The following is a 26,213-nucleotide window of genomic DNA, read 5'->3' as shown; positions in this document are numbered from 1 at the left end:
AAATTATTTTATTTAAAAATTGACTTTTAAATAGTATACTAAAAATGATTTGTTTTTTAAATTTAAAGTATTTTAAAAGAAGTTTAAAAAATTTTAATTTATTAAATTATTTATAAAAAGTTAGAGGTAATACAATGACAAGTTTAGTAGCATATTTTTCAGCAAGCGGTATAACAAAATTTGTAGCAGAAAAACTAGCAAAAGTAACTAATTCAGATATTTATGAAATTGAACCCGAAGTAAAATATACTTCTGAAGATCTTGATTGGACTAATCCAAAAAGTAGAACTACTATTGAAATGAAAGAAAATAAAGAATTTAGACCTCCAATTAAAAATAAAGTAGATAATATAGATATTTATAATACTATATTTTTAGGTTTTCCAATTTGGTGGTATACAGCACCAACCATTGTTAATTCTTTCTTAGAATCTTATGATTTAAAAGATAAAAAAATTATAGTCTTTGCAACATCAGGTTCTAGTCAATTAGGTGAAACTATTAATGATTTAAAACCTTCTGCTCCTGGGGCTAAATTTATAGATGGGGATAGATTAAATTCATCTATTTCTGAGGATGATTTAAAATCTTGGGTTAATAATTTAAATTTATAAATATATTATGGTTTTGTTGAAATCCTCAAAATTTTTATAAATAAACTTTCTTAAGATTGATTTTCAAGTATTAACTAAGTTTAAATTTTTATAAAAAATTGGTTTCAACAGACCTTATATTATTAAATTATTAATTTCATTTTTATTATTACTTAGGTGTATTTATGGATAATAAATGGTCAATTAAAGGTCCTATGGAATTACATGAAGAATGGGGTAAAAAGTTTTCAAGAGCATTTAATATTTTATATAAATTAAATAATCTTGGCCCATCTAATATAAATCAAAAAAATGAGATATTAAAAGAATTATTTGGGGAAATTGGTGAAAATACAGAAGTTTTAATTCCATTTTATTGTAATATTGGTACTAATATTAAACTTGGAAAATCTGTGTTTATTAATCAAAATTGTATATTTTTAGATACTGATGATATTGAAATTGGTGATTATACACTGCTTGCTCCAGGTGTAAATATTATATGTGCAGATCATCCAGTTTCTACACGTGAAAGAATTTTACCAATTGATGATGAATTAGAAGATGAAAATTATTCTTATATTGATGATAATGGAAATTTTGATGAATCAATTAATTATACTTTTGTAAATACTAAAAAACCAGTTAAAATAGGTAAACGTTGTTGGATTGGTGTAAATAGTATTATTCTTCCTGGTGTAACAATTGGTGATAATGTGGTAATAGGTGCAGGAAGTGTAGTTACTTCTGATATTCCATCTAATATGATAGCTGTAGGTTCTCCTGCGAGGGTTATTCGTAAAAATCTATAAGTATTTTATATTTGAAATCTTAAAATTTAAAATTATTTCTTTTAATATATTAATTGATATAATTTGATTAAATTCTTAACTAAGATGATTTTTTAAATTAATCTTTTATATCTTATTGTTTTTTATTTAGGTTTATAATTTAAGTATATAATTTAAAATAAATGGGGAAATTATTATGAAAAAATTTGGATTTGGATTAATGAGGCTTCCACTTAAAGATGATGATGATCTAGCAAGTATTGATTATAATAAGGTTAATGAAATGGTTGATGAATATATTAAACGAGGTTATAATTTTTTTGATACAGGTTATCCTTATCATAATGGTTTATCTGAAGTTGCTTTTAGAGAATGTGTTCTAAAAAGATATCCACGTGAAGATGTAATAATCTCTGATAAAATGCCTCTTTTTTCACTTGAAAAAGAAGAAGATCTTGAAAGATTTTTCAATGAACAATTAGAGCGATGTGGAGTAGATTATTTTGATTATTATATGTTACATAACTTTTCAACATGGACTAAAAAAGTTACTTTTAATTTAAAAGCTTTTGAATTTATTATTAAAAAGAAAAAAGAAGGAAAAATTAAACATATTGGAATTTCTCTTCATGATAAACCAAAGCTTCTAAAATTAGCACTAGATAAATATCCAGAGATTGAATTTGTTCTTTTACAAATTAATTATTTAGATTGGCAAAGTAATACAATTGAATCAAGAAAATGTTATAATTTAGTTTGTGATTATAATAAAGATGTTTTTATTATGGAACCAGTTAAAGGTGGGAATTTATTAAATATTCCAACAAGTGTTAAAACTTTGTTTAAAGATTATAAAGAAGATTCAACACCTGCAGAATGGGCATTAAGATTTTGTGGAAGTTTGGACAATGCTAAAGTTATTTTTTCTGGTGTAAGTAATATGGAACAATTAAAAGAAAACCTTGATATTTTTGATAATTTTAAACCATTATCAAACCAAGAATATTATATGTTAGGTCAAGCAGCAACTTTAATTAATCAAGATGTAGTTGTAGATTGTACTGGATGTAATTATTGTGTAGGTGAATGTGACCATAATATACCTATTCCAAAATATTTAAGAACATATAATGATTACTTCAGATTACCTGAAGATAAAAATTTCTCAGCAACAGGATACTATAGAACACTTTCATTAAATCCAGAATATGGTAATGCTTCAGATTGTGATGCTTGTGGTGATTGTGTAAAACAATGTCCACAAAATATTAAAATACCTAAAATAATGGAAAAAATAGTTGAAGTCTTTGAAGAAAATGAAGAAAATTAAATTTTATCTCTTATTTTTTTATTTTAATTTAGTTTTAAATTTGTATATTTTATTGTTTCTAATTTAGTAAATTGGTATATTTTATTTTTCTAGAAGTATGTTGAAATTCTATTTTTATAAAGATTTAAACAATATTAATACTTTAAATCAAATTTAATAAAGTTAATTTTAAAAAATTAAGGAGTTTAAACAAGTTTATTAATAAAATTATGGTGATAATATGGAGTGTGAAGAATTAAAAGTAGATTTATTAGAATCATCTGAAAATCATGCTAAAAACATGGAAAAACTTAGAAAATTATTATTTAAATTTAATAATATTATTCCTAATACTGAAGAATCTCATAAAATATTAAATGAAATATTAGAAGGGAATATTGGTGAAAATTCAACAATTATAGCACCTTTAAATGGTGCAGCTTTAGATAAACTAAAATTAGGTAATAATGTTTTTATAAACAGTGGTTGTTTGGCAATGGCTCGTGGTGGTATTACTATTGAAGATAATGTAATGTTAGCATCAAATGTGCAATTATTATCAAATAATCATGATTTATATAATAGATCAATTTTATTATGTAAACCTATTTTAATTAAAAAAGGAGCATGGATTGGAGCAGGAGCTACAATTTTGCCTGGTGTTTGTATTGGTAAATATGCAGTTGTAGGTGCAAGTGCTGTTGTTACAAAAGATGTTCCAGATTATGGTGTTGTGGTAGGTAATCCTGCTAAGCTTATTAAAACTCTTGATAAATCTAAATTTGAAAATTAAATATTTTTAATTTTAATTTTTATTTAATAATTATCATCTAAAAGCAGATACTCTTTTTTATAACTTGTTTTAAAGTTATTTTGTTTAAAAATTAAATTTTTTTATTTTTTAGTTGAGAATATATTTCTTAATTTAAATTCTCTTAACAAACCTTATTTTATCTATGTTTAAATAGTTTTATTAGTGTGTTTATATTTTAAATTTAATTTTATTGGTAAATTTATCTTAAATGGTTTTATTAGTTGTTTTAAATTTAATTTTATTTAACAAACTTTATTTTATTTTAAAAATTTAAAATGTTTATTAATAAAATTATCACAATATTTTTTATAAAATCCAACAAGTGGACCTACAAATATTGCTGCAAATATTGTACCTTCTCTTACTCCAACAAGATTATTAGTATAATATAATGATATAATTACTGCAATAATAATTAATGATATGTCTACAAATGGTTTAATCTTTGAATATATGCTATTTTTAACATGTGCAATGGATAATACAAATCCATCAATTGGTAAATAGACTACTGCAGATTTTAATTGTAGATAAATTCCAAAAGCAAGAACTAATGCACCTACAATACAGAAAATCCATTGTGTAAAATAGTCATATGGATTTAAGCATTTTATTAAGTATAATGCTATGTCTATGAAGTATCCATATATAATAGCAATAAAAAATTGTAGATATTGTAATTTTGGAAATTTCTTTTTTAAAATAATTAATTCAAATAAAATAAGAATTATATTAAAAATCATTGAGTATGTACCAATACTAATAATAGGAAATATTATACTTAATACATTTGGAATTGCTACAAGAGGTGAAGTTCCAAGGCTTGCTTTTACTGAAAATGCTACTCCTAATGAAGAGATAAACAATGAAATTATATAAAAAATATATAATTTATAGTCTCTTAATTTTTTATTCATAGATTATATTATATTTTTTAGTTTATTTAAATAGTAGAATTATTAAATAATTTTTATTATTTATAAAAATTTAAACTATCTTTAAAATTTTAAATATAAAGTTAAATTGAATAAATATAAAAATTATAAGTATCAAAAATTAAGTTTAGTTTAATAATAATCTTGTTGGAATTATTTAATTATATTTGAAAAAATTAATATTATTTAAAATAACTTAGACATTAATTTCAACATAAAAAATATTTAATTATAGGTAAAATTATGACTAAAGCATTAATGATTCAAGGAACCTCTTCAAATGCAGGAAAAAGTCTTTTTGTAACTGCATTATGTAGAATATATATGAAAAGAGGATATAAAGTAGCACCATTTAAATCACAGAACATGTCATTAAATTCATATACAACTAGTGAAAATGGGGAAATAGGAATTGCACAGTATATACAAGCACTTGCTGCAAAAAAAGAAGCTACTGTAGATATGAATCCAATATTATTAAAACCTAAAGGAGATTTTAAATCACAAGTTATTATACATGGAAAAGCAGTTGGGGATATGGATTTTTATTATTATCAACATAAGTATCATGATACAGCAGTTAAAGCAATACATGAATCATATGATAAGCTTGCAGCAGAAAATGATATACTATTTATTGAAGGAGCAGGTTCACCTTCAGAAATAAATATGAGAAAAGAAGACATTGCAAATATGGAAGTTGCACATATGGCAGATGCAAATGTTATTCTTGTTGCAGATATAGATCGTGGAGGAGTATTTGCTGCAATTGCAGGTACTTTTGTACTTCTTGATGATAGGGACCTTGCAAGAATGAAAGCAGTTATTATAAACAAGTTCAGTGGAAATATTGATATATTAAAACCAGGAATTGATAAAATAGAAAAAATTATTAATGTACCAATTCTTGGAGTTGTTCCTTATGATAAAACATTAAAAATTCCTGAAGAAGATTCCCAATCATTAAGAGAACATAATTTTGTTGAAAGTGAAAAAGATATTAATATTGCTGTTATTAAACTTCCAAAGATAGCTAATTTCACAGATATTGATCCATTTGAAGTAGAACCTGATGTTGGTTTAAAAATGATAGAATTAACTGATTCACCTACATTACTTGATGATGTTGATGCAATTATTATTCCAGGTACACGTTCATCAACAGGAGATGCAAAAGAATTAATGGATAGTGGATTTGCAAGTAAAATTATAGAGCTTTCAGATAAGATACCTGTAATAGGTATTTGTGGTGGTTATCAAATACTTGGTAATGAAATTACTGATGAACATATGAAAGAATCAAATCTTAAAAATGTAAAATGTTTAGGACTTTTAAATATAAAAACAGAATTTACACATACAATTAAAGCAGCTTGTCAAACTAAAGCAATTATTCCAGATAATGATTATTTATGTGGACTTGCTAAAGTTTTATTTAAAGACCTTGAAAACACAGAAATCACAGGTTATGAGCAACATGAAGGTACAACAAAATTAATTAATCCAAGTATTGATACTACATTTCCATTATTTATTGTTAAAGAAGGGGTAGGTAATGATTATGATAGTCCTTTTGATGGTGCTACAGGGCAAGGATTATGTTTTGGAACATATATGCATGGAATATTCCATAACTACTCAGTACGTAAAAACTTTTTAAATTATTTACGTAAGAAAAAAGGAATTAAACTTGATGATGGAAGTAAAGATCCTTATGAAGATAGTATTGATAATGCAATAGAACAACTTGCAAAACTTATTGAAGATAATGTAGATATGGATTATATTGATAAACTTATCTTTGGTGAAGATTAAAACACTTAGTTTAATAATTTTGGAATCATTTATAGGATAGAATTTATTTTATTTAAATTATTGGTTTTAAATTATAGTTTTTAGTTTAAAATAAGTTTTAATTAGAGTTTTTTGGGTTTTAAATTATAGTTTTTAGTTTAAAATAAAATCTAATTAAGTTAAGTGATTCTAATATTTTAAATAATTTTTATAAAGTTTGAAAAATATTTAATTTTTTGATATTAAAATTCTAATTTTTTATAATTTTCTCTTTTTGACTCTATTTTTTTTAAAGATTTAAACAGTATTTAATAATTAAAAATCAAATTTAAAAATCTTTTAAAAAATTATAATGATTTTTAAGAAAATTCTATATAAAAATATTTTTTTATAAAAGTATACATGAATTAAAATTAGCTATTTCTAGTTTAAATATATTATAATAGAATAACATCACATATGATAATTTTTTAAAATAATTGAACTTTTAAAAAATTGTTTTAGATTAAAATAAAGATTTTAAAAATAAATTTAAATTTTATTTTAAACATAATTATAATAAAAATTTAAAAGTTTCTTATTTTATATAGTATTTTAAAAAATATCTAAAAATTTTTTAGATAAAAAGATATATTTATATACAGTTAATATCATATTATTAATTGTGAGTAAGATGTTAAGATATAAATATAAAATTAATTCTATTTCAATTTTAGTATTAAGTTTATTATTCCTAATTAGTCCGATATATGGGGAGTATAATACTAATCTCACAAATAATGAAATACATTTTAATATAGAAACAGAAGAAATCATTCATACTGAAGAAAGCAATGATAAAAGTTTAAGTAAAAATAATAATGATTTTATTTCAGATATATTAAATGAAGATCCACATAATCGTAAAAGAATTAGGAGATTAAGTAAATAAAAAAATAGTAATATATAATATTAAATTTTATATTTTTTTAACTTTTTTTTAATGTTTAAAATAATTATATTATTAACTTTACTTAATTGTCTAATTTAATATAAATAATACTTTTAAATAGAAAATCTTTTGATTTTATGATTTTAATAATTTTAAAAGTTTTTAAAATATAATTTATTGTATTAATTTTAAGTAAATAATTTAATAACTTTTATTTACTAAACATAATCTTTTTATATAAAACGAAATATAATTATAAAATGTATATATGTAATGTATAGGTATTATACTCAAGTTATAAATTTTAAGTATCTATTATTAAATTATTACTTTTAAATATTAATCCATTATTAATTTAATTTAATGTTTATTATATAAATGGTAAGATTTATTAATAAGATAAGAATACTTTATATAAGAGATTTATAATTATTGAAAAAATAAAATTTATAATTATATTAAATGGTTATTTATTTAACTTAAGTTATAGTTATTATTCACAAATATTTATGAGGTTTTTTATATGGATTTAGAAGATAATTCATCTAATGAAGAAAATCAAGTTACAAAATCATCATTAAAAAACACAAATGATATGTCCACAAATAGTGATGTTTCTGTAAATGAGAAAGAAAATGAGGATACTGTTTTAGGACCTCAAAACAAAGAAGAACCTGTAAAAATAGAAGAACCTATTAAAAAAGAAAAAACTGAAGAGGAAAAAACAGCAAAACTTATTAAAGAAGGTCACATTGATCCAATGATTAATTATGAATCAATTTCAAGTTCTGATGATATTGAAATTCCACCACTTTTAATTGATCAAGTAATTGGACACGAAGAAGCAGTTGAAACAATTAAAAAAGCTGCAAAACAAAGAAGAAATGTTTTATTAATTGGTGATCCAGGTGTAGGTAAATCTATGCTCGCTAAAGGAATGTCTGAGCTTTTACCTCCTGAAGTTTTAGAAGATGTATTGGTATATCCGAATATGGAAGATCAAAATAATCCTCTTATTAGGACTGTTCCTGCTGGAGAGGGTATTAAAATTGTAAAAAGTACTAAAACTTCTTCAAGTATTTATGAACAGAAAAAATCATTAATTATGATGGTTGTTGTAGCTGTTATTATTGCACTTGGATTCTTCTATAACGCAATTCTTGAGGCTATTATTGCTGCTGCATTTATATTTTTAATTGCACTTCAAATCAAACCTAAAAATCATAATTCAAGTCCAAAATTACTTGTTAATAATGCTAATAGAAGATTTGCACCATTTTTTGATGCAACTGGTGCTCATGCAGGTGCACTTCTTGGTGATGTAAGACATGATCCATATCAATCTGGTGGTCTTGGAACTCCAGCACATGAACGTGTAGAAGCAGGTATGATTCATAAAGCTAATAAAGGAGTTTTATACATTGATGAAATTGGTACAATGAGTATGAAAACTCAACAAGAGCTTTTATCTGCAATGCAAGAAAATAAATATTCAATCACAGGACAAAGTGAAAATAGTAGTGGTGCTATGGTTCGTTCACAAGCTGTACCATGTGATTTTGTTCTTGTAGCTTCTGGTAATATTAAAGTACTTGAAGGAATGCATATTGCATTACGTTCAAGAATTAGAGGATATGGTTATGAAATCTTCATGAAAGATACTATGGATGATACTCCTGAGAATAGGAAAAAACTTGCAAGGTTTGTAGCTCAAGAAGTTAAAAATGATGGTAGAATTCCACCATTTGATACTAGTGCAATAGATCAAATTATTCTTGAAGCTAAACGTAGAGCAGGTAAGAAAAATGCGCTCACTTTAAAACTTAGGGATTTAGGTGGTCTTGTAAGATCTTCTGGAGACGTTGCTAAAGAAGAAGGAGCTAAAAAAGTAAGTGAAGAACATGTTCTTAAAGCTAAAAAATATGCTAGAACTCTTGAAGAACAAATGGCGGATATGTCTATTCAAATGAGAAAAGAGTATAGTATGATTAATTCCACTGGTGGAAAAATTGGTGTAGTTAATGGTTTAGCTATTATTGGTGATAGAAGCGGAATTGTCATGCCTATAGCAGCACAAATGGCTCCTGCAAGCAGTAAAAATGAAGGAAAAATTATTGTGACTGGAAAACTTGGGGAAATTGCACAAGATTCAGTACAAAACGTTTCTGCTATTATTAAAAAATACACTCAGAAAGATATATCTAACTATGATATTCATGTTCAATTCTTACAAAGTTATGATGGTGTTGAAGGAGATTCTGCAAGTGTATCTATCACTGCAGCTGTAATATCTGCTGTAGAAGGAATCCCTATAGATCAATCAATGGCACTTACAGGTTCACTAACTGTTCGTGGAGATGTGATGCCTATTGGTGGAGCAACTGGTAAAATTGAAGCAGCGGCTGAAGCAGGAATTAAAAAAGTTCTTATTCCTAAATCTAACATGGGAGATGTCATGATTGAAGATAAATATAAAGACATGATTGAAATTATTCCTGTTGAAACTATTGATGATGTTCTTGATAATATTCTCTTAAATGGTAGTAGAAAAGAAAAACTCATGTCAAAAATTAAAAAAATAAGAGAATCTGTTTCAGACTCTGTTTCTGAATCATTATCTATAAACTCCCCACAATTACATTAAATAGAATTTTTATATTCTATTTTTTCTAATTTTTCATTTTAATTATTCTCTTTAGTTTATTTTTTGTTTAAGTATTTTTATGATTTGTTAAATTTTGTTATTGATTTTTTATATTTAAATAGGGATTAAGTGGTTCTTATTTTAAGTATTGTATCATTTGTAACAATCATATTTATTTTCATATCATGATCTTCTATAGGTATGTAACTAACTAATTGTAAATTATGTATTGTTGTAATTATTGGGGTTTTTGAATTTATTAATGATTTTTCATATAAGTCACAAATTTCTCTATCTCCATAACCTTTACCTTTTCCTATTCTATGGCCTTTTTTATCCACTGCAACAGATCCTTCAATAACTAAATCTATTTTAGGATAACTTTTAATTTTAGTTTGATATTTAAATGCATTTTCTTTATCTGCAGCTTCATTAGTATTTTTAATATTTTTTCCATCTAAAAATATATAACCTTTTGTTAAATTAGGACTAGCCATTATAAGATTCTTATTATCTTCAAGTGCAAATTTACGAACTGGAATTTGTGCTGAATCTGGGCTACAGAATATTGTTTTGGCATTTTTCCATTCATCAGTGTTTCTAAGTAGTTTGGCTGCTTTGGTTTTTCCTTTGAAATCTGGAATTTTTCCATAATCCCCATTTTTTCTTAAAGATAAGTCTTTTTCATATAATTTTTTCCAAATTTTATTTCTTAATATTTCTTTATTTTCGACTATGTTCATTTTTAACACTTTATTTCTTCTGTTTCTTTTTATTTTGAATTTTTATTAATCTTTATTTATTTTAATTTATTTTAATTTAATTGTATTATTTAATTCTTTTTTAAATTTTCAAACATTGTTTTTATTGATTTTTTAAACATTTTTTCATATTTGTGTAATTTTAATGGTTTAAATTGATTATTAACTATAATTTTTGGATTATTTTTGATTTATGTATGAAAATTTTTAGTAAACATTATATAAAATTATAAACTATCTAATATTATTAATATAAAGGAGAAATTTCTATGAAAAACTCAAAAACTTTAATATGTATTTCATTAATTTTAATTACATTAGTTGGAATTTCTGCAGTCTCTGCATCAAATAGTTTTGATGATAATAATTCTTCTTTATTATCTAATTCTGATGATTTTGATTTAAATGGATTGTTTGATTTTTCAAGTTCTGATGATTCATTTTCAGATAATTCTCAAGATTATGGTTCTGATAATAGTTTCGATTTAAATAATCTTTTATCATTATCAAGTAATGATTTTGATTTATTTGGTGATAGTTCATTATCATATCCATATGATAGTGTTACTTTAATTAATTTTACTCCTTATGCTTCTGTTGTTGGTAAAGATTTAGGAAATCTTGAAGTATATTGGAAAGATGGTAAAGTTATTGGTGTTACTCCTGAAGGCACATTTAATAAGAAAAATGGTAATGTTTCAACAAGTGATATGATTACTAATTATAACACTCAATTAAATCAATATTCTAGTTATTTGCATGGTAAATCTCTTTATTCTGTTAATAATACTAATAATTCAACTAATAGTAATTCAACAGTCAATCAATCTAGTAATTCTACAGTTAATTCATCTAGTAATTCTACATTTGTAAAACCATATGATAGGGTTACAAGAGTTAATACTAGTCCTTATGCTGCTTTGTTAGGTCATGATTATGGTACTTTAGAAATTTATTGGAAAGATGGTAAAGTTATTGGTGTTACTCCTGCTGGAGTATATGCTGCTTCAAAAGGTAATGTTCCAACAAGTGCAATGATTACTGGATTTAATGATAAATTAAATGGTTATGGTGCTTTATTACAATATATGGGTGATACCATATATGGTAACCCTGCAAGTGCAGGAGGTCCTTCATTAAATACAGATATTCCTGGAACTGGAAGTAGTTCTGCTTTAAATTCTAGTGTTGGTGGTGGTTCTGGTTTAGGTTCATTATTCTCATCAGGTTCAAATGTACCTAGTTCAAATATAAATCCTCTTAACAATTCAACTGTTAATAATTCAACACCTAATAATAACAATACTAATAATTCAACTACTACTGGAATGAAAAATACAGCTTTACCTATTGTTGCTTTAATTGGTGCTATTGCTGTTGGTGGTGTAGCTGTATATAAAGGTAGAAAAAGATAATTGATTTTTTCAATTATTTTTAATTTTACTTTAAATATTTATGTATGTATAAATCAATGCATTGATTTTATATTTTTTTATTTTTTTTATTTTAATTAATTTTTATATTCTATTTTAGTTTAATAATGATTTATAATATTAAGATCTGTTTTTTTTAATGTTTTGATATTTGTTATTGGATTTTGAATTATATTTTAGTTTTATACTATTTTTAGTTAAAATTAGAAAAAATTAGTATTTTTTTACTTAAATTTTAAATTTATTGAAATTTATTTTATAGTTTTTTACCAAAAGTTTATACCTAATGAATTATAGAAATATATAAATGGAAAAATTTAATAATAAAATTGAAAAACACTTAGAACTTTCAGAAATTGCAGATATGCTGAAAGAGTACAAGGAATATTACAATGTTTACAGACGTCTTTTATTAATTTACATGGTTGCAAATGGTGAAAGTATTGCTAAAGCCTCAAAAAACATTAATATTTCAAGAAAAACAGGTGAACGCTGGGTCAAACAATACAACAAAAAGGGTGTGGATGGTTTATTTTCAAATTATTCAAATTGTGGAAGAAAATCTTACCTAACTGACCAACAATTAAAAGAATTAAAACAAACAATAACAGGAAATGAAAAAAAATATAATTTAAAAGATGTAAAAAACCTAATTAAAGAAAAATACGGTATAACATATAGTGAAAAACAAGTATGGGTCATCACAAGACAAAAACTAAATTTAAACTATGGAAAACCATTCACTAAATACAACACACATCCAGAAAATCCAGAAGAAGATCTTAAAAAAAACTAAAAACAACAAATATTAAAACAGAATATTTTGCTTTTCTAGATGAAACATCATGTTAAAACGTTCCAAATGTCACAAGAATATTATATGCTCCTGAAGAAAAAAATATACAAATAAAACATCCAATAAAATTCAAAATAAATGTAACTGGATTTCAAGGAATCAATTGCAAATCATACATGGAAGCAAATACAAAAAAATAATGCATTTCAATTTGTAATTACATTATGTCATTACCGTATTAAAAACATGACCAACATATTAGGTAAACAATTAATCAAAGATGCAATAAACAATGAAAACTTATCCGATAAAAAAATAAAAATATTTATCCTCCAAATCCTAAATGAAATGGATTTGTTAAATAAAATTAATAATGAACTATATAATGATAATTCCAAACAAACGTCCATAGAAAAAATTCAAAAGATTTGCAGGAAAAGAAGACAACAACTCAAGAAAAATATGGAACGAAAAAAGATTAAGATTATTAAATAACCTATTAAATCCAAAAATAACTGAAATAAACTCAAAATAAAAAAGAATAAACATTATCTTGGATAACACAAGAACACATCATGCAAAAATTGTTGAAAAAGCTTGTGAAATATTGAACATAAATCTAATTTTTTTAAAACCATATTGCCCAGATTTAAATTCAATTGAAGATGTATGGCGTAAAATTAAATCCAAAGTATATAAATCAATGTATAAAAATTTAAACGAATTAATTCAAATATTTGAAGATGAATTCTATAAAATAATTGATTTAACATCATTTTACACAAATTGGGTCAATGAATATTTAGGTATAAACATTTGGTAAAATACTATAAATAGGTTTAAATTTTATTTTATAAAAAATTTTAACTATTTTTTTATTTTTTTTAAACTAAATTTTATTTTAATTGTATATAATATATTATTATTTAAAAATAATATATATTATTCATTTTTATTGAATTTTTTAGTAATATTTATATGTTAAAAAATATAATTATATTTATACATATTTAATATTTTATTGAAATATTGTTAGTAATAAATATGTATTGTTATAAGGGGGATATGTTCATTTTTAAATTTATGAGATATATGAAAAGATATCTTAATTAATATGTTTTTTTATTTTTCTATACCTTTCTTGTATATGTTTATTAATTTAATTTTTGAATTATGCTCTCTTAAAACTGGGGGAATAACTTTGAAAAAAGAAAAAATAATATTAATTATTACAGTTATTCTTATTTCTTTATTATGTATTGGAGCAATTAGTGAGTTAATACCGATGATAATTCATCAAGTCAAGTAGTTTCTGCTAATGTTGCAACTAATAACTCCCAATTAACTGAAGATAATTTTAATAATGGCAATTCTTTCAGTGATTTAAATAATAAAGTAATTAATGATGATACTGGAAATATTAATTTAGATGATAATTACACATATTCTGATGATTCTAGTCTTAAAGATACTGGTATCATTATAAATAAAAATGTAACAATTAAAGGCGCTGATGGTGCTGATGTTACTATTGATGCTAAAAATTCATCTAAAATATTTGTAATTAATAAAGGTGTAACTGTAACTTTAGATAGTTTGACCTTTATAAATGCTAATAATAAAGTAGGTAGTGCAATTACTAACTATGGTACTTTAATTTTAAAAAATTGTACCTTTATTAATAATAGTGCTGCTACTAAAGGTGCAGCTATCTATAATGAAGGATTAGTTAATGTATCTAATTGTAGTTTTGATGGTAATGATGTTACTGATAGGTCTAGGAATGTAGATAATGGTGGTGCTGCTATATTTAATAATAGGGGTACTGTTTTTGTTAATGGTTCTAGGTTTAGTAATAATCTTAAAAATCTTGTTATTCGTCAAAATGGTACTGGTGATTTTGTAGATGCTGCTATTTGTTCTCTTGATGGTGGTGTTTTTGTTTTTAATTCTGAGTTTGTGAATAATGGTGCTTGTTATGGTGGTGCTATTTATTCTGGTTCTGATGCTATTAGTAATCCTAATAATTTAACTGTTGTTAATTGTAGTTTTGTTAATAATACTGCTTTATTTGGTAGTGGTATTTATGTTTATAACACTGTTTTAAATGTTAGTGGTTGTTCTTTCTTGAATAATAGTGCTGTTGGTGTTGGTTCTCCTGGAACTAGTGCTAGTAGTGGTGGTGCTATTGCTGGTGTTTCTCCTAAAGAGGTTAATATTGTTGATTCTTTATTTGAGAATAATGTTGCTACTCAGGGTGGTGCTGTTAAATTTAATGGCGGTATTGTTGGTGTGAACAATTGTAGTTTTGTTAATAATACTGCTGAAGATGGTGGTGGTGCTATTGTAGTTAACTGGAATGGTGAATTGGATGTAGCTAATTCCACCTTTGTGAATAATAGTGCTAAAAACTATGCTGCTGCTATTTACAATGTTACTAAATCTTTATCACTTGAGAATAATACTTTTATTAATAATACACCTTATGATTTCAGTGGTTTTGAGTCTAATATGAATATTATTCTTAATAATATTGTTTATGGTGATGATGCTATAATTATAGTTAATTTAACAGGATATAATGATATCGGATTAAATAAAACTGTTAAAGTTACTATTAATGGTAAAGATTATGAAGTAACTACTGTTAATGGTATTGGAAAACTTTCAATAAGCGGTTTAGAAGTTAATAATAATATCAACGTTTTCGCTAACTTTATTGGTGATGGGGAATATAAATCTTCTAATGCAAGTTCTAGCTTTGAAGTTTCACAATCCACTACTAATATATCTCTTGATGCTGATGAGAATGGTACAATTATTGTAAAATTACTTGATGGAAATGGTAAACCTGTTTCTGATGCTCCATTAACTTATTCTATTAATGGTACTAATATGGGTAATTTAGTAACTGATGCTGATGGTAGTGTTGAAATCAATAACCTCACTGGTAAAATGGACTTTGTTGTTAATTATGCAGGTAATGAAAGTTATATTGGATCTGATTTAACCAAAGACATATTCATTGTTATGAAAGCTCCTGTTAGACATAACACCCAAATAATTTCATCCGATTTTAATCAAACTGCTGTTGATTTCTATCGTGGTGAACGTGGAGGTTACTTTACTGTTGTTCTTAAAGATGTTAATGGTACTGTATTAGCAAATAAACCAGTAAGTGTTGGATTTAATGGTGTAGTATATAATTTAACTACTGATGCAAATGGTGTGGCAAAACTTCAAATTAACCTTGCTTGGGAAGGTTTTTACACATTTGCTGTTGCATTCTTAGGTGATGATGATTATAATGGTAGTTTTGTTGTAAATAAAATCACTATTACTAAAAAATCTACTGTTTTATCTGTTCCATCTAAAACATTTAGTAGATATTCTAATAATAAAGTTTTAGTTATTTCTTTAAAAGGTAAAAAATCTGTTGGAAATACTTATATTAATGGTGTAGGTAAAACTGTTAAAGTTACTGTTAATGGTAAAACTTATACTGCAAGAACTAATTCAAAAGGTATTGCTTATGTAAAAGTTTCAATTAATAGAAGAGGAACTTACACTGTAACTACTAAATTTTCAGGTGATTATGCATTTTCACCAAAAACAACTACATCTAAATTATATATTAGATAAACACTTTTGGTAGTTTATTTTTATAAACTACCTTTTTTTTAACTTCTAAAAATTAGACTTTAAATTTATTTAATTTATAAATAATCTTTTATTAATTAATAACGATTTTGTTTAAACTAATATGAAATCCATTTTTCTATTGTTTAAATTTTTATATATTTTTGTATTTTTTTATTAAATTTGAAAATTTTTCAATTATATTATTAGCCTTTATTTTGTTTTTTTATTGATATTTAATTTATTTAATCAATATTATTTTTAATTTTATTTTATAATATTTAATTTTATTAAATTTTTTTCATTTTTTCATTGAATTTTATTTTTACTATAATTTATATATTTTTTAAATTTTTTATTTTAAATAATACAATATTATATTATTTTTATAAAAAAATTAAAATTTTTATAAATTTTTTAAAAAGATATTTATATAATAATAAACTATTTTTTATTATAGTTAAATTATATGGAATTTATAATTTCTATATAAACTATTTATAATTTAATTAAAAGGTGTCAAAGATGGTAAGTTTAACTCAAACATTTAAGGAAGGATTTGATTATGCTAAACAAGATTATAGATCTTACCTGATTATTGGAATATTTGGTATACTTGTTAGTTTAAGTTCTGTTCTTAATCAATTAGGTCTTAAAAATAGTGTAGTATTAAGTGTTTCTGGTATAATATCTTTTATATTTTCATTAATTATTTGCGGTTATGAATTACGTGTAATTAAAGAAAATATTAAAGGAAATGATATTTTACCCGAATTTTCATTTGAAGATGATTTGGTTGGTGGAATTAAACTGTTTGTTTTACAAATTATTTACTTTATAATTCCAGTTGTTATTATATGTATTACTGCAGGAGTATCTCTTATAGGAACTGTTTCTAAATATCCAAACTTAAATATAACTAATGTTAGTTCATTAAATAGTATTTCTCCAAATCTATTATATAGTATTCTTGGTGCATTAACTTTTACCATTATTATTGGTGTAATATTATTTATTATATTTGGACTTCTTTCAATGTTTGGTCAATGTAGATTAGCAAAAACTAATAGTTTACGAGAAGGTATTAGTTTTTCAAATTCTTATAATGAATTAAGAAAAGCAGGTATTTTACATACATTAGGATGGATTGTCCTATTAATAATTATTATGGTTGTAATTGGAATTGTTGGATCAATAATTAACTTAATTCCATTTGTTGGTGTAATAATTAGCAGTTTATTAATATTCCCATTAACAATATTATTAGTAAGTTCTGCATTAGGAAAATACTATAAATATGAAATTTTAGAAGAGTAACTTTTATTCTTCTATTTTTTTTATTTTTTGGTTTTAATATTTTTCATTGATTTTGGTTTTTATCTTATTTTTGGATTTAATTTTCTATTCAAATAAATATTTTTTCTTTATTTTGATTTTATAATTTGCTTTATTTAACATTTTAATTTGTTAAAATCTATTGTTTTTAAATTTAGAATAGTTTATACCATAAATTTAAGTAATTTCAACAAAGTCTATTTTTTTTGTTTTTAAATTTTGTGAAATAAAGTTTTTGAAATAATTTTAATATTCTTTATTATATTGGAATTTTGTTTAATTTTAATTTTTTATTAATATAATATGTTTTTAATCTTTAATTTTTAAATAATTATTTTTACTTTAATATTTTTTATTTTTAAAAATTTTTATTTTATTTTAATAATTTATAATAATTTTTATATATTTTAAAAAATAAATTATTATTAATTATTTTTTTTTAAAAATTTTATAATTTATTTTAATATATTATGGTGATAATTTGATTGTTAGTGGTTCCGCTTCTCAAAAATTAGCTGCTTCAGTGGCTAAAGAGTTAAATGATGTTTTTGTAAGAGTAGAAACTAAAAAATTTCCAGATGGAGAAAGATACCTTCGTGTACATGGGGATGTTGATAAAGAAGTTACTATTATTCAATCCACTGGTTATCCTCAAGATGAACATCTTGTTGAATTATTATTTTTAATTAAGAATCTTAAAGATTTAGGGGCAGAAAAAGTTCGTGTTGTTGTACCTTATATGGGTTATGCTAGACAAGAACGTAGATTTAATGATGGTGAAGCAATTTCTGCAAAAATTGTTTCTGAACTAATTGAACTTGCTGGTGCAGATGAATTTGTTTCTATTAATCTTCATGAGGATTGTGTAAGGGATTTCTTTAATATTCCTGCTTATAATCTTTCAGCAATGCCTGCTATTGCAGAGTACATTGATAAGGTTGTAGATGATCCTTTAATTATCGCTCCAGATAAAGGTGCTTTGGGATTTGCTGAAGAAATTGCAGGTATTTTAAATTGTAATTGTACTTATCTTAAAAAAGTAAGGTTAGGTCCAGATAAAGTAGAAACTACTATTGCTGAAGTTGAAGATGGGGAAAACAATAAAGTTAATATCTCTTCAGTAAAAGGTAAAGAAGCTGTTATTATTGATGATATTATAGCAACTGGAGGTACTATTGTTAATGCTATTAATATTTTAAAAGAGCAAGGTGCAAAAAATGTACGTGTATGTTGTGTACATCCAACTCTTGTAAATGATGCGGTTTCAAAAATTTATGCAGCAGGTGCTCTTAATCTTGCAGGTACTGATACTTTAAAATCTGATGTGAGTTTTATTTCTGTTGCTAAAATAATTGCAAATCATTTAAATGATTGATTAGTTTGAGATTTGTTGATATCCTAAATATAGTTAATAATTATTATAAATTTAAGAATGATTTTATAAAATTGGGATTTAAAATAAAATGTCTTTTTCAATGAAATCTTTTTTATTATTCTTTTGAGGTAATAACAATGCATGAATTATCAATGGCTCAAAGTATTATGGATTCTGTTTTGGATAATGCAGAAAAAAATAATGCAACTTCAGTTACTAGTGTTACTTTAGAAATTGGTACATTAGCTATGCTTAATCCAGAACAGGTTAAATTTTTACTTAATGTATTAAAAGAGGATACTATTGCAGAGAATGCTGAATTTATAATTGAGGAGATTCCTGTTAAAATTAAATGTAGGGATTGTGGTTATGAAGGTGGGGCTATTGTAGATGATACTGACCATTATGCTCCAATGGTTAATTGTCCGAAATGTAATACCTATAGGGTAGATATTACTAATGGTAAAGATGTTATTGTAAAAAATATTAGTATTGAAATACCTGAGGATAATTAATTTATATTTTCTTTTTTTTTATTGGTTTATTATATTTTTTAGTAGAATCTTTTTATTTATTAATTTAAATCTTTATTTTATTTTTTTATTTTATTTTTGATTCTCATTACTTTTTTTAAGTTTTTTAAGATATTTTATTACTTTTAAACTTGTTTAATAATAATTTTCCATATTTCAATAAAAATAGTTATATAAAAGAAATGTCATATTTATATAATAATGTAATATTCATATAATTATATTTATTAATATATTTTTATTACTTTAATATTAGGACATTTAGATTAAAAATTTAATTTGAGGAGATAAAATGCATAAAATAGCAGATGTTAAAGTTGCTGAAAACATAATGAAAGCTAATAAAAAATTAGCTGATGACAATCAAAAAATTTTTAATGATAATGATATTTTTTGTGTTGATTTTGTAGGGGCTATTGGATCTGGAAAAACATCTCTTATTGAACAATTTGTAGATGCAGTAGATGAAAATGTAGGGGTGCTTGCTGGAGATGTTATTAGTAAGTTTGATGCTGAAAGAATTGAAAAACACAATGTTCCTGTAGAAGGTTTAAACACTGGTAAGGAATGTCACTTAGATGCTCATTTAGTAGAACATGGATTAAGTCATTTACCATTAGATGATTTAGATTATGTTATCATTGAAAATGTTGGAAACTTAATCTGTCCTGTTGATTTTGATTTAGGTTCCCATATGAGGGTTGTTGTTGTAAGTGTAACTGAAGGTGATGATACTGTAGAGAAACATCCACTTATTTTCCAAACATCTGATTTAGTTATTATTAATAAAATAGATCTCGCTGATGCAGTAGGTGCAGATGTTAATAAAATGGTTTCTGATGCACATAAAATAAATCCTGATGTTCAAGTAATCACTATGAGTTTAAAAGAAAATAAAGGTTTAGATGAATTTATTGATGCAGTTGAAAAAGCAAAAGCTGAAAATAACTAATTTATTCCTTATTTTATTTTTTTAATTTTTAATTTTACTTACTATTAAACTATATTTTGCTATTGAAAACCTATTTATTTTTATTATTTTAATGTAGTTAATTAGACTATGCTTTTTTTGAATTTATTTTTTCGAGTATTATATTTAGATTTAAATTCTTAATTTTTTAAGTAAATTTTCTTAAATTTAATCTTAAATATTTATAGTTTAGATTTATAAAAAAATATGATTTAGAGCTTTAAAATTAAAAATGAATTTAGATAATGTAATAAGTTTATTATTTTATATTAATAAAAAAGTATATATATAATATTAATTATATTATATTAGGTTATATAGTATTTTTTTATTGTGTGTTAAAAAATATGTGATTATTATGGTTGATTATACAAGTGCTTATGTAAAAAAAATTAAAAATAAGAAAGGACAAATGGTTTTATCTGGAATATTTAATGGTTCTGATATTAAAGAGAATCAACATGTTTCAATTGTTGATTATAATGATTTACAAAATATTATTAAATCTGAAGGATTCGAAGATTCTGAAAATTTAATTAGAAAAAATCAAGAACTTAATGAAGAACTTGAATATCAAAAAAATAAAGTTAAAGAATATAAAAGAAAACTTGATGAGAAAGATGAAAATATTCTTAAACTTATAAATAAAATTGAATCTCTTAGGGAAAATAATGCATCTCATGATGGAGCATATTTTGAACATAAGTATATGGATACCCTAGAATATGTTGAACAATTAAAAGATGAAATTAATTGTCATAATCAACTTTTATTTAATGCTCAATTGAAATTTTACGAAAATATTGACAAAATAGTTGATGAAACTGTATCTCAAGCAAATCAAGCTATTTCTGAAGTTTATGATTCTAATTGTCAAAATTTTGATGATGCATTAGAAGAAATGGGTATTAATATTAGTAAACATAATAAATGTCTTGTTAATAATATTCAACAAGAAGTTAAAGAACAAAATAAAGAGTTACATGAAATGTCATTGTGGGATTTAATATTCCATAGAAAAGATTTTAATTTTTCAATTAATACTGAAGATTTAGAAGAAGATGTTGATACTAAATTTAAATCTCAATATAATTTATTTGAAAAACCAAAATTTAAGCTTGACTCTAATAAAATTAAAAAAGATCCTGATTTATATGATTTCCATAAATTATGGATTAAAACTAAAAAAACTAATGATTTTCAAAGAAATTTAATAGATACAAAAGACATTGATTAATTTTATTATTTATTTTTAGTTTTTTTTTATTAAAATTTTCATTATCTTTAAAATGAAATTTTAACTTTGATTTTCAAGTATTAACATTTTATAAAAATAAACGGTTTTTGTTTTGATAAATATTTTTATTTACTTATTTTTAAAATTTATAAAGATTTATTTATAATTTAATTTATTTTAAATTTATTTTCTTCTTAAACATTCTTATTTATGATTTAAATTTTAAAACTATTTATTTTTAATTTAAAGATTATTTTTTATTTTATAATTTTTTTTAAGACTTTTTATTAGTTTTTAAATTTTTAATTAATTTTTCTATTGAAATTCATATATTTTTAATAAAAAATTTAGGTATACCTAAACATTTATATATTAGTTTTAACTTACTATTATATAAGAAATTTAGGTGAAACTAAAAATTTAAAAGAATTTACTATTAGCATAACTGAATTTAAAACTCACATTGCCTTTCTATATAATCTTTTAAATTAAATATTGATTAACTCCATATATTGTTATATTAAATCAAATTATTTTACTTAAAATATCATATTATCTCTCTATTTTATTTTTATCTAAATTTCTTAATTTAAACACGAGGGTTAAAAGTTTTTTAAAAAGTCCCACTTAAATCATTTGTTTTTTCTCCACTTTTAATCCTTCTCAACTATTCAAATACTCTTTTTTTAGATTTTGTTTAAAATCTTTAATTTTTTAAATTTAATTAAATTTTAACTATTTTAAATTTTAATAAATTTTTTTATTTATATTTTAGAAATTTTAGTTTTTTTTAAAATGTATTTATTTTTTAAATTATGTGTGGATTTTATTTAAATTTAAATAATTTTTATAAATTTATTCTTATTTTGAATATTGATTATATTTAATTCTATGATTTAAAAATAAAATTATTTTATTGATTTTATAATATAAGTTTTTTTATTTTATATAATTTTTAATGGTTTTTATTTAATAAAAAATTTAGGTATACCTAAACATTTATATATGAGTTCTAACTTACTATTATATAAGAAGTTTAGGCATACCTAAAATTATAATTATCATTATATTCTTCTGCATGATTTTGATATTATAGTTTTCATTACACATATTATCTGCCGAAAAAAATTATATGCCAAATTTCTTTTAAAAAACAGTAGAATCAAAAGTTTATATCTAAAAAATTAAAAAAAGCCTTAAATCACACACTCTTAAATCTTACTTTTGATTCACACTCAAATGTTTTTTAACCTCTCTTTAAAAAACATATTAAATCATGAGTTTATTATAAAAAAGCCTTAAATCACATTTAAAATTTTAATAACTTTTGATTTAATTTATTAATGTTTTTTAAAGTAGTTTTTATTTTAATTTTTTACTTATTTTTAGCTTTTATCTTAATTTTTAATATATATTATTTAAACTTAAACAAAAACTTGTTTTAATAGGAAATTACAAATCTATAATTTAGTTTAATTATAAATTAATAAGTGGTTAAAATGAAGATTTGGATAGATATTACAAATGCACCACATGTACGTTTTTTTAGGGATGTAATCAATTATTTCAAAAATGAAGGGGAAGATGTAATTGTTACTACTCGTGATTTTGGTGATATTCATAAACTTATGGATATGTATGATTTAGATTATATTTCAGTAGGACATCATGGTGTTTCATTATATGAAAAACTTAAAGATTCAACAGAACGTATTAATGAATTGATTGATATTATTGCTCCTGAAAAACCAGATGTAGCAATGAGTAAACATTCAATTGAATTGCCGAGAATAGCTTATGGTCTTGGAATTCCGAGTCTATTTGTTCTTGATAATGAACATGCAACTGCAGCAAATAAACTTACACTCCCATTATGTAATACAATAATATCTCCAAATGTTATTGATATGTGGAAATTAATGGAATATGGTGCAGATCCAAATAAAATTATCCGTTATAAGGGTACTAGTGAATTAATGCATTTTAAACATTTTAAATATAACGAAAATATTTTTGAAGATTTAAATCTTGATTTGAAATTCGATAAAACTATATTTATGAGACCAGAACCTTCACTTGCATCTTATTTAGATACTGATTGTAGTAAATCTGTTTTAACTCCTATTGTAGAAAGACTTAAAGATTATGCTAATATTTTAATTTTACCAAGATTTAAAAAACAAGCTGAGATATTTGAAGGAATTGAAAATGTTACAATTCTTAATCCTCCTGTGGACACATCTAGTATTATTAAGAGAAGTGATCTTGTAATTGGTGCTGGTGGTACTATGAATAGGGAGGCCGCTATTTTACAAACACCTGTAATTTCATGTTATCCTGGTAAAACCTTATCTGTAGATCAGTATTATGTAGATAATGGGTTAATGTTTAGATCAATTGATAATGATGAGATTATTTCAAAAGCATTGGATTTAATAGTAAATCCCCATAAAAAAATAGATATAAAACATGATGACTTATTTAAAATAATTATTGACAATGTTTATAAACTTGCTGAAATTAATTAATTTTTTAATTTTGACATTACTAGTTATTTTTTTTATATTTTAGAAAAATCTTAATTTCTTTTATTTTTAAATTAAGTTTGTGTTTTTCAGTTTCTAAAAGTCTTTTTTATATTAAAATTTTTAGTTTATTATTTCTTGGGCTAATATATCAGATGGTAGATGGTTACCTTGGCATGGTAAAGGCCTCGGGTTCAAATCCCGATTAGTCCATTTTTAAATTTTTAATTTTTATTTATATTTTTATTTAATTTTTAAACAAAAACAATAGTTTTAATATAATTAAAATATAAATTAAATTAATATAAAATATATTATAATATAATACTATTTTATGTATTATTTAGGATATTTTAATATCAAATTTTATGTCTTTTAGATGTAATTTATTATTAATTTTTTCATATTTTATAAAAAAATTATTTCTTAGTGATAAAACATGTTATTGATTGCACAAAATCATTTACAATTAATTATTGAAATAGCGATTATTCTAATTGCTTCAATGATTTTTATTATAAATTTAGTTCCTTTATCACTTAGTGTAGTTACATTCTTATCTTTGTTCTTGTCAGGAGCATTCATGTTACTTTTTGCAGCGGATATTCTCATGCTGTTTTTATCATTTGGTCAAAATGAGTTTACTCATCCTTTTGGGCCTCTTGCTCTTGCATGTGTAATTACGGCACTATCATCGATGAAGGTAATGGAAGAATCGGGTGTAAATGTTAAAGGTCTTAAAAAACTTGTATACTTTATTATTATCGGTATTACAGTTTTTGGTGGAATGATGCACAGGTCTTTCCTTACTCTTTGGATTTTAGGTTTATTCATAGGATATACAATGATATCTAAATCTTTCAGACAAAAATCTGTTTTCACTTTAAAAAGGATTTTCATGTTTTTAGGTTTAGTTGTTGTAGCATTTGGTTTACTCCAAGGTTTATCTATGGTTTTAAATATGCCTATCTTCTCACCTATGTTAAGGATTGCAAGGATTGAAACATATTCTGGTAGTAGTATTAAGACTGTACTTACAAGTACTCAACTTATTGGTCATAATGTAAGTGCTTCTTATTGGGCTAATTCTACAGCAACTGGATTTGCTGAAGGTTATATTTCATTACCAATGCAATTTATATTGTTCTTTGGTTTACCATATCCTGTATTCTTTGGTACATTAGTAAATCAAAAAGATACAATAGATTACATGTTAAGTGGTATCTTTGGATATGCATTTGATTTCGGATATTTAGGTTTAATTGGCCTTATAATATTTGTTTTATTTGTAATTATTGTAGGTCTTAAGGTTTTAACAATATATCGTCAATTAAGGGAGAAAAAAAGCCAAAAATATTTAGGACGGGAAGTTCTTTTAATTGGTTGTCTTTCTGCATTTATTTCACAAACATTAGTTGGTTGTTTCATATTTAATAGGACTATTAATGGTTTGGCGTTATTAACATTCCTATTCTTGGCGGCTTTAGTTTTAGGACATTCGGTTGTTGTAACGAGACATTAGACTTTTTTAAGTCTAATTCTTAAACTTTTCATTTTTTATTTTTTTGTGTTTGTTTTTTTCTGGTTTTCTGGTTTTGTTTTTTTCTGGTTTTTTAGTTTTATTTTTTGAATTTTTAGGTTTTAAATTTGATATAAAATTATTTTTTGGGGTTTTTATTAGGAATTAAATTTAATTTTTTCTTGGAAATATATTTGATTCTAAAATTCAATTTTTATTAAATTAGGTTATTTTTACATAAATAAATTTTATCTTAAATTTAAAGGGATTTATTATTGC

Annotated in this window: 21 protein-coding genes; 19 read left to right on the top strand and 2 right to left on the bottom strand. The window is 23.3% G+C overall.

Annotation, left to right across the window (positions count from 1 at the left end; genetic code table 11):
* The first annotated feature begins 134 nt into the window (after window positions 1–134).
* The 4 genes from T523_RS00180 to T523_RS09325 all read left to right on the top strand — a co-directional run bounded on the left by T523_RS00180 (window position 135) and on the right by T523_RS09325 (window position 3,486).
* Window positions 135–614, top strand: coding sequence for a flavodoxin (locus tag T523_RS00180; RefSeq protein ID WP_042706834.1), 480 nt, complete (start codon window positions 135–137; stop codon window positions 612–614).
* A gap of 164 nt (window positions 615–778) precedes the next feature.
* The gene (locus tag T523_RS09330; RefSeq protein ID WP_042706832.1) at window positions 779–1,405 is read left to right on the top strand and encodes a sugar O-acetyltransferase; all 627 of its coding nucleotides are present in this window, start codon (window positions 779–781) and stop codon (window positions 1,403–1,405) included.
* A gap of 175 nt (window positions 1,406–1,580) precedes the next feature.
* Window positions 1,581–2,714 carry an aldo/keto reductase gene (locus T523_RS00170; RefSeq protein ID WP_042706831.1) on the top strand — a complete coding sequence of 378 codons (1,134 nt, stop codon included), beginning with the start codon at window positions 1,581–1,583 and terminating at the stop codon, window positions 2,712–2,714.
* A gap of 220 nt (window positions 2,715–2,934) precedes the next feature.
* Window positions 2,935–3,486 carry an acyltransferase gene (locus T523_RS09325; protein WP_042706829.1) on the top strand — a complete coding sequence of 184 codons (552 nt, stop codon included), beginning with the start codon at window positions 2,935–2,937 and terminating at the stop codon, window positions 3,484–3,486.
* Window positions 3,487–3,764: 278 nt separating this feature from the next.
* Here T523_RS09325 and T523_RS00160 read toward each other — a convergent pair whose 3' ends face one another.
* On the bottom strand, window positions 3,765–4,424 hold the full coding sequence (locus T523_RS00160) for a YczE/YyaS/YitT family protein (protein WP_156929567.1): 660 nt from the start codon (window positions 4,422–4,424) through the stop codon (window positions 3,765–3,767).
* 261 nt (window positions 4,425–4,685) lie between these two features.
* Between T523_RS00160 and cobQ the strand changes: the two genes are divergently transcribed.
* From cobQ to lonB, 3 genes are all read left to right on the top strand, one after another.
* Entirely contained in the window at window positions 4,686–6,257 is a 1,572-nt protein-coding gene (cobQ, locus tag T523_RS00155) for a cobyric acid synthase CobQ (protein WP_042706828.1), read from the top strand.
* Between the two features lie 652 nt (window positions 6,258–6,909).
* Window positions 6,910–7,167, top strand: coding sequence for a hypothetical protein (locus T523_RS00150; RefSeq protein WP_042706827.1), 258 nt, complete (start codon window positions 6,910–6,912; stop codon window positions 7,165–7,167).
* A 760-nt stretch (window positions 7,168–7,927) separates the two neighbouring features.
* Window positions 7,928–9,811, top strand: coding sequence for an ATP-dependent protease LonB (lonB, locus tag T523_RS00145; protein WP_232228988.1), 1,884 nt, complete (start codon window positions 7,928–7,930; stop codon window positions 9,809–9,811).
* 125 nt (window positions 9,812–9,936) lie between these two features.
* Here the strand turns inward: lonB and T523_RS00140 are convergent, their stop codons facing one another.
* Window positions 9,937–10,554 carry a 5-formyltetrahydrofolate cyclo-ligase gene (locus tag T523_RS00140; RefSeq protein ID WP_042706826.1) on the bottom strand — a complete coding sequence of 206 codons (618 nt, stop codon included), beginning with the start codon at window positions 10,552–10,554 and terminating at the stop codon, window positions 9,937–9,939.
* Window positions 10,555–10,841: 287 nt separating this feature from the next.
* Between T523_RS00140 and T523_RS00135 the strand changes: the two genes are divergently transcribed.
* The 12 genes from T523_RS00135 (at window position 10,842) to T523_RS00075 (ending at window position 25,937) form a co-directional block, all read left to right on the top strand.
* Window positions 10,842–11,987, top strand: coding sequence for a hypothetical protein (locus T523_RS00135; RefSeq protein ID WP_042706825.1), 1,146 nt, complete (start codon window positions 10,842–10,844; stop codon window positions 11,985–11,987).
* 325 nt (window positions 11,988–12,312) lie between these two features.
* Window positions 12,313–12,801 (top strand): helix-turn-helix domain-containing protein, encoded by a 489-nt coding sequence (locus T523_RS00130; protein ID WP_042706824.1) that lies wholly within the window; start codon window positions 12,313–12,315, stop codon window positions 12,799–12,801.
* A gap of 553 nt (window positions 12,802–13,354) precedes the next feature.
* On the top strand, window positions 13,355–13,624 hold the full coding sequence (locus T523_RS09210; RefSeq protein ID WP_052334565.1) for a transposase: 270 nt from the start codon (window positions 13,355–13,357) through the stop codon (window positions 13,622–13,624).
* A 324-nt stretch (window positions 13,625–13,948) separates the two neighbouring features.
* Window positions 13,949–14,110, top strand: coding sequence for a hypothetical protein (locus T523_RS08920; RefSeq protein ID WP_156929566.1), 162 nt, complete (start codon window positions 13,949–13,951; stop codon window positions 14,108–14,110).
* Window positions 14,111–14,397: 287 nt separating this feature from the next.
* Entirely contained in the window at window positions 14,398–16,443 is a 2,046-nt protein-coding gene (locus T523_RS00115) for a hypothetical protein (protein ID WP_042706822.1), read from the top strand.
* A 522-nt stretch (window positions 16,444–16,965) separates the two neighbouring features.
* Entirely contained in the window at window positions 16,966–17,757 is a 792-nt protein-coding gene (locus tag T523_RS00110) for a DUF4013 domain-containing protein (protein WP_042706821.1), read from the top strand.
* 499 nt (window positions 17,758–18,256) lie between these two features.
* Complete coding sequence (locus T523_RS00105) at window positions 18,257–19,150, top strand: ribose-phosphate diphosphokinase (protein WP_042706819.1); 894 nt, start codon at window positions 18,257–18,259, stop codon at window positions 19,148–19,150.
* A gap of 137 nt (window positions 19,151–19,287) precedes the next feature.
* Window positions 19,288–19,665 carry a hydrogenase maturation nickel metallochaperone HypA gene (gene hypA, locus T523_RS00100; protein ID WP_042706818.1) on the top strand — a complete coding sequence of 126 codons (378 nt, stop codon included), beginning with the start codon at window positions 19,288–19,290 and terminating at the stop codon, window positions 19,663–19,665.
* Window positions 19,666–19,975: 310 nt separating this feature from the next.
* Complete coding sequence (gene hypB / locus T523_RS00095; RefSeq protein ID WP_042706817.1) at window positions 19,976–20,635, top strand: hydrogenase nickel incorporation protein HypB; 660 nt, start codon at window positions 19,976–19,978, stop codon at window positions 20,633–20,635.
* Window positions 20,636–21,011: 376 nt separating this feature from the next.
* A complete protein-coding gene (locus T523_RS00090) occupies window positions 21,012–21,890 on the top strand; it encodes a hypothetical protein (RefSeq protein ID WP_042706816.1) in 879 nt (292 codons plus the stop codon).
* A 1,490-nt stretch (window positions 21,891–23,380) separates the two neighbouring features.
* Window positions 23,381–24,418 carry a DUF354 domain-containing protein gene (locus tag T523_RS00085; protein WP_042706815.1) on the top strand — a complete coding sequence of 346 codons (1,038 nt, stop codon included), beginning with the start codon at window positions 23,381–23,383 and terminating at the stop codon, window positions 24,416–24,418.
* Window positions 24,419–24,854: 436 nt separating this feature from the next.
* On the top strand, window positions 24,855–25,937 hold the full coding sequence (locus T523_RS00075; RefSeq protein WP_042706814.1) for a hypothetical protein: 1,083 nt from the start codon (window positions 24,855–24,857) through the stop codon (window positions 25,935–25,937).
* Window positions 25,938–26,213 lie beyond the last annotated feature (276 nt).

It is taken from the genome of Methanobrevibacter wolinii SH (genome assembly GCF_000621965.1).
Classification (GTDB): Archaea; Methanobacteriota; Methanobacteria; order Methanobacteriales; family Methanobacteriaceae; genus Methanarmilla; species Methanarmilla wolinii.
This window is presented reverse-complemented; position numbering and strand designations above follow the sequence as displayed.